This is a genomic window from Arsukibacterium sp. (assembly GCF_033722355.1).
Classification (GTDB): domain Bacteria; phylum Pseudomonadota; class Gammaproteobacteria; order Enterobacterales; family Alteromonadaceae; genus Alishewanella.
In genome coordinates this window covers 1-4619 of sequence record NZ_JAWVZF010000194.1, presented here as the reverse complement: position 1 = coordinate 4619, position 4619 = coordinate 1, and the positions used below count along the sequence as shown (strand labels likewise).

Below are 4619 nucleotides of genomic sequence, written 5' to 3'. Positions count from 1 at the left end.
TCTGAGTAGCTTATTCAGCAGCCATGATATTGAGGCGATGCTGATTGCCCGGGCGCCGGATCCATTTTATCTGCCAGCGCTCGGGCTAATTCAGGGCGAGTTAAATGGTGAGCTACGCCTTAAGAACCAGCGTGTTGAACGTTGGCAATTCAGTGCCGCCGGCCGGTTATCTGAGCTGACAATGGCAACGACACTAAGCAAATACGGCCTGGTGTTAAGTCCGCTGCAGTTTACTGTCAGCGCCAATGCCACTGAGCCGCTCAATCTGGCTACCCTGCCTTTGCAGCTGCGGTTGAGCAGTGACGGCGACAGTCGTTTTACGCTGGACAGCGAACTTACTGTTGATCTTAGTGGTAGTCCGTCGTTCAGGCTTGGCAACGCAGATTTAAACGCCAGGATTGCCCGCCTGGAGTTAGCAAACAAGGCGGCAACAGTGACTTCGCTTGCATTAAAAACCCGGCTTAGTGGTCACTGGCAAGCTGACAGCTGGCAGTTTCAGCTCTCTGATAGCAGCGCCCTCAGTGGCGGCTTTAGCAGCGATACCCTGTCTGGACGCGACTTTACAATATTTCTGAAAAACAGTCAGTTAAGCGGTGATGAAACCGGGCTGACGGCTTTTAACAGCAAACTGGATCTCAGCGTCAATACGCTCAGTGCTGCGACACTGGTTAACCAGAGCTGGCAATGGCAGGGTCTGCTAAGTGGTAACACAACCCAAATAACGATTGAAAACGGCCAGCTTAGTAATGATGCCGGCATCTCGCTGGCTCACCAACTGAACTATCAGCCTGCAGCTAATAAGCTGGCTATGGAGTGGCAGCTGGCCGAAGTATTTTTACTGGCCGGCAACCCGCTGCCAAAAACCATCAACGGCTGGCCTGAGCTTCTGACATTAAACCGGGGCAAGCTCAGCGCCAGCGGCAAAGTAAGGCTGGATGATAACCAGTTAACCAGCAATAGCCAGTTGCAGCTGGGGGAGCTGGGCGGGATTTATGACCGCAGCCTGTTTGCCGGCTTAACGGCCAGCATTGATATCGCGGTTGACAACGACCACTTAGCACTGCAGACCAAAAACTTACGCCTTAACCGGTTAAACCATGGTTTTGAGATGGGGCCTCTTCAACTTACTGGCTCTGCAAGAGTGCCGCTTGACCGACCGGAACAGCTGACAATCAGCTTACAGCAGGCAGAACTGCAGCTGATGCAGGGTCATATAACCGCCAATAACCAGCAGCTGGATTTCAGTCAGCGCACCAACCAGTTGCTGCTGCAATTACAGCAAATCGATTTAGCCAGTTTATTACAGCAGCACCCGACTAATGATTTCACTGGCAATGGCAAATTGTCCGGTAGCGTGCCTATTGTTATCAGTAATAACGGGATCAGTGTAAATAACGGCTACATTGCCGCAGAAGCGCCGGGCGGCCGCCTGCAATATCAGTCGCAAAGTGCCAGCGCTATGGCGAAATCGAACCGTAATATGAAACTGGTATTTGACGCGCTGGAGAATTTTCATTACACGGTGCTAAGCAGTGATGTCAGCTATGACACCAGCGGTAAATTAGTGCTGGGTTTAAAATTACAAGGCAGCAACCCCAATCTGCAACAAGGCCGGGCGATTAATTTAAATGTAAATCTGGAAGAGGATGTGCCGGCACTCATCACCAGCCTGCAACTGACCAGTAAACTTAATGATGTGATTACGCAAAGGGTGAAGCAACATCTTAAACAACAACAAGCAGCGTCAGCTGCTAACGGAGAAAAGCCATGAAACGATTAGCCGGTGCGGCGGCAATAGCAAGCCTGCTGCTTGCCTGTACCCCGAAGGTTCAGGTAGAACTGCCCAACGAACCGATTAATATTAATCTTAACGTCAAAATTCAGCATGAAATCTATATCAAAGTAGATAAACAGCTTGATGAGTTATTCAGCGAAAACAGTGGTTTATTTTAAGGAGATCATACTGATGAACATGACAAAAATCCGTATTTTACTGGCTGGCCTGATTTTAGCGCTGAGTTTACCGGTAATGGCAATGAACCTGCAGCAAGCGATGGCAGCACTGAGTGAGACTAAATCACAGGGCCTGGTCGGCGAAAAACCTGATGGCTATCTGGGTGTGGTGCAAAGTACGGAAAAAAGTGAAGCCGTGGTCAAACTGATTAACGATGCCCGCCGCGCTGAATATAGCCGGCTGGCCAGGCAAAATGATATCGCGGTTGCCGATGTCGAAGCGATTGCCGGGCAAAAAGCAATAGAGAAAACCGCTGTTGGTCACTTTATTCTTATCGATGGCAACTGGGTACGTAAACGTTAACCCTGTGCCAGCCAGTGACCGGTTCAGCAGCAGCTGAGCCGGCTATCAGACTTTAGTCGCATGCCTGTTCAATGCTCCCTGATGTACTATGCTTAGCTAGTCATAAATCCTGGGCAGAGGGTATTGAATGAACGCAATATTTTTAATGTTGATGGGCTTAGGCGCCATGGCGCTGGGCTATTTTGTCTACTCTAAATTCATCTGTGAGAAAATTTTTAAGGTCGATCCGCATTTTCGGACGCCGGCCCATGAACTGCAGGATGGCATTGATTATGTGCCAACCAACAAATATGTGCTGTGGGGCCACCATTTTACATCAGTGGCCGGGGCGGCACCGATCATTGGTCCGGCTATCGCCGTTATCTGGGGCTGGGTGCCCGCATTTTTGTGGGTGGTTTTTGGTACCATTTTCTTTGCCGGCGTGCATGATGCCGGCGCTATCTGGGCCAGTGCCCGCAATAAAGCTAAATCGATAGGGTCATTAACCGGCGACATCGTCGGTAACCGGGCCCGAAGTATCTTTATGATTGTTATCTTTCTGGTACTGCTGATGGTTAATGCCGTGTTTGCCGTGGTCATTGCCAATCAGCTGATTAATTTCCCCAGTGCCACTATTCCGGTCTGGGGTGCCATCGTGGTTGCCCTGATTATTGGCCAGTTAATCTACCGCAAACTGATTAATCTGTTGATGGTCACGATCATTGGCGTAGTGGCACTTTACGCGATGATTTATGCAGGCCCCCTGCTACCACTGGCATTACCTGAAACCCTGGGCCCGCTTAGTGATAATCAGAGCTGGATTATCATTTTATTTGGTTACGCAGCTATCGCCTCGCTACTGCCAGTGTGGATGCTGTTGCAACCACGCGACTATATCAATGGTATTCAGCTGTTTATCGGGTTAATTCTGCTGTACGGGGCTGTACTGATTTCTGGTCCGGAAGTGGTAGCACCGGCATTTAATACTAATCTGCCGGAGAATACCCCCTCAATGATCCCGCTGCTGTTTGTTACCATTGCCTGTGGCGCGATCTCCGGCTTTCATGGCTTAGTGTCCAGCGGTACCACTTCCAAACAGCTTGATAATGAGACTGATGTCCGGTTTGTAGGCTATTTTGGCGCCGTGGGCGAAGGTTCGCTGGCATTAGCGGCGATTATTGCCGCGACCGCCGGTTTTGCCACCGTTGCCGACTGGCAGGCGATTTACCATAGTTTTGGTCAGGGCGGTGTTTCTGCGTTCATTAATGGCGGTGCCAACATACTGCAGCAGGGAGTTGGGCTTGATACCGTACTGGCACAAACGCTGTTAACGGTGATGGTAGTGCTGTTTGCCGGTACCACAATGGACACCGGTTTGCGCTTACAACGTTACATATTTCAGGAATGGGGTCATATTTATCAGATTGACTGGATGCAAAAAGCAGCTCCCGCCACGCTGTTAGCCGTCGGCAGTTGTCTGCTGCTGGCATTTGGTGCCGGCGGTGATGGTGCCGGTGGTATGCTGATCTGGCCATTATTTGGGACCACTAATCAGTTACTGGCAGGACTCACTTTGCTGGTAATTACGGTAATGCTGGTGAAAAGACGCCGGCCTATGTGGTACACCCTGACACCGCTGATATTTTTACTGGTGATGACCACACTGGCACTGTTGACCCAGCTTAAAACCTTTTACAATAAAGGCGACTGGTTTTTATTTACGCTCGATCTGGTGGTACTTGTTGCGGCAATTCTGGTGTCATTAGAATGCAGTGCGACCCTGACCAAGCAACTTAAAGCCAACAAAACCAGCCCGGCAACGGATAAATCATGAAACTGAAACAGCTTCAGGCCTGGCTGCGCCAGGCCAGTTTTTATGCTGAAGAAGCCTACAATGCACCTTATCGCAGCGCCATCGCCCGGGCCAAACGTGAACAGGATGACTTGTTTATGCTGCTGATTTTCTCGGAAATGATGGGGGTGCCAAACCCGGCCAGCTATTATACGCTGGAATTACAACCCCTGCTGCTGGAGCGTTTTCATGACTGGCATATTCGCATGGGTATGCCACATTCACCGTTGGACAATATCAGATGTTGTTAACTGATAAGCGCTTACTGCTGATAGGGGGTAAAGGCGGCGTCGGTAAAACAACCTGCAGCGCCGCACTGGCTCTTCTGGCCAGTCAGCGCGGCAACAAGGTATTGCTGGTCTCGACCGATCCGGCGCACAGTTTAAGTGATGCCTTTGACCGGGTGATTGGCGATAACACAACTCGTCTCTCGCCCAATCTGGATGGATTAGAGTTAGATCCGGACCGGGA

The 4619-nt window shown here is 50.4% G+C and carries 6 protein-coding genes; all 6 read left to right on the top strand.

Annotation, left to right across the window (positions count from 1 at the left end):
• Window positions 1-1771 (top strand): YdbH domain-containing protein (locus R3177_RS13360; protein WP_318971520.1); only part of this gene is annotated, 1771 nt, incomplete at its 5' end.
• On the top strand, window positions 1768-1953 hold the full coding sequence (locus R3177_RS13355; protein ID WP_318971519.1) for a YnbE family lipoprotein: 186 nt from the start codon (window positions 1768-1770) through the stop codon (window positions 1951-1953). The genes R3177_RS13360 and R3177_RS13355, both read left to right, overlap by 4 nt.
• 13 nt (window positions 1954-1966) lie before the next feature.
• Window positions 1967-2317: a YdbL family protein gene (locus R3177_RS13350; RefSeq protein ID WP_318971518.1), complete on the top strand. Its 351-nt coding sequence runs from the start codon at window positions 1967-1969 to the stop codon at window positions 2315-2317.
• A gap of 127 nt (window positions 2318-2444) precedes the next feature.
• The gene (locus tag R3177_RS13345; RefSeq protein WP_318971517.1) at window positions 2445-4130 is read left to right on the top strand and encodes a carbon starvation protein A; all 1686 of its coding nucleotides are present in this window, start codon (window positions 2445-2447) and stop codon (window positions 4128-4130) included.
• Window positions 4127-4399 carry a cory-CC-star protein gene (locus tag R3177_RS13340; protein WP_318971516.1) on the top strand — a complete coding sequence of 91 codons (273 nt, stop codon included), beginning with the start codon at window positions 4127-4129 and terminating at the stop codon, window positions 4397-4399. The genes R3177_RS13345 and R3177_RS13340 overlap by 4 nt, the downstream gene beginning before the upstream one ends.
• On the top strand, window positions 4390-4619 hold a 230-nt coding region (locus tag R3177_RS13335; protein ID WP_318971515.1), incomplete at its 3' end, for an ArsA-related P-loop ATPase. The genes R3177_RS13340 and R3177_RS13335, both read left to right, overlap by 10 nt.

Excerpts from the sequence above, each read along its gene's own strand:
- R3177_RS13355 (WP_318971519.1), top strand. The coding sequence starts at position 1,768 with ATGAAACGATTAGCCGGTGCGGCGGCAATAGCAAGCCTGCTGCTTGCC.
- R3177_RS13350 (WP_318971518.1), top strand. The coding sequence starts at position 1,967 with ATGAACATGACAAAAATCCGTATTTTACTGGCTGGCCTGATTTTAGCG.
- R3177_RS13345 (WP_318971517.1), top strand. The coding sequence starts at position 2,445 with ATGAACGCAATATTTTTAATGTTGATGGGCTTAGGCGCCATGGCGCTG.
- R3177_RS13340 (WP_318971516.1), top strand. The coding sequence starts at position 4,127 with ATGAAACTGAAACAGCTTCAGGCCTGGCTGCGCCAGGCCAGTTTTTAT.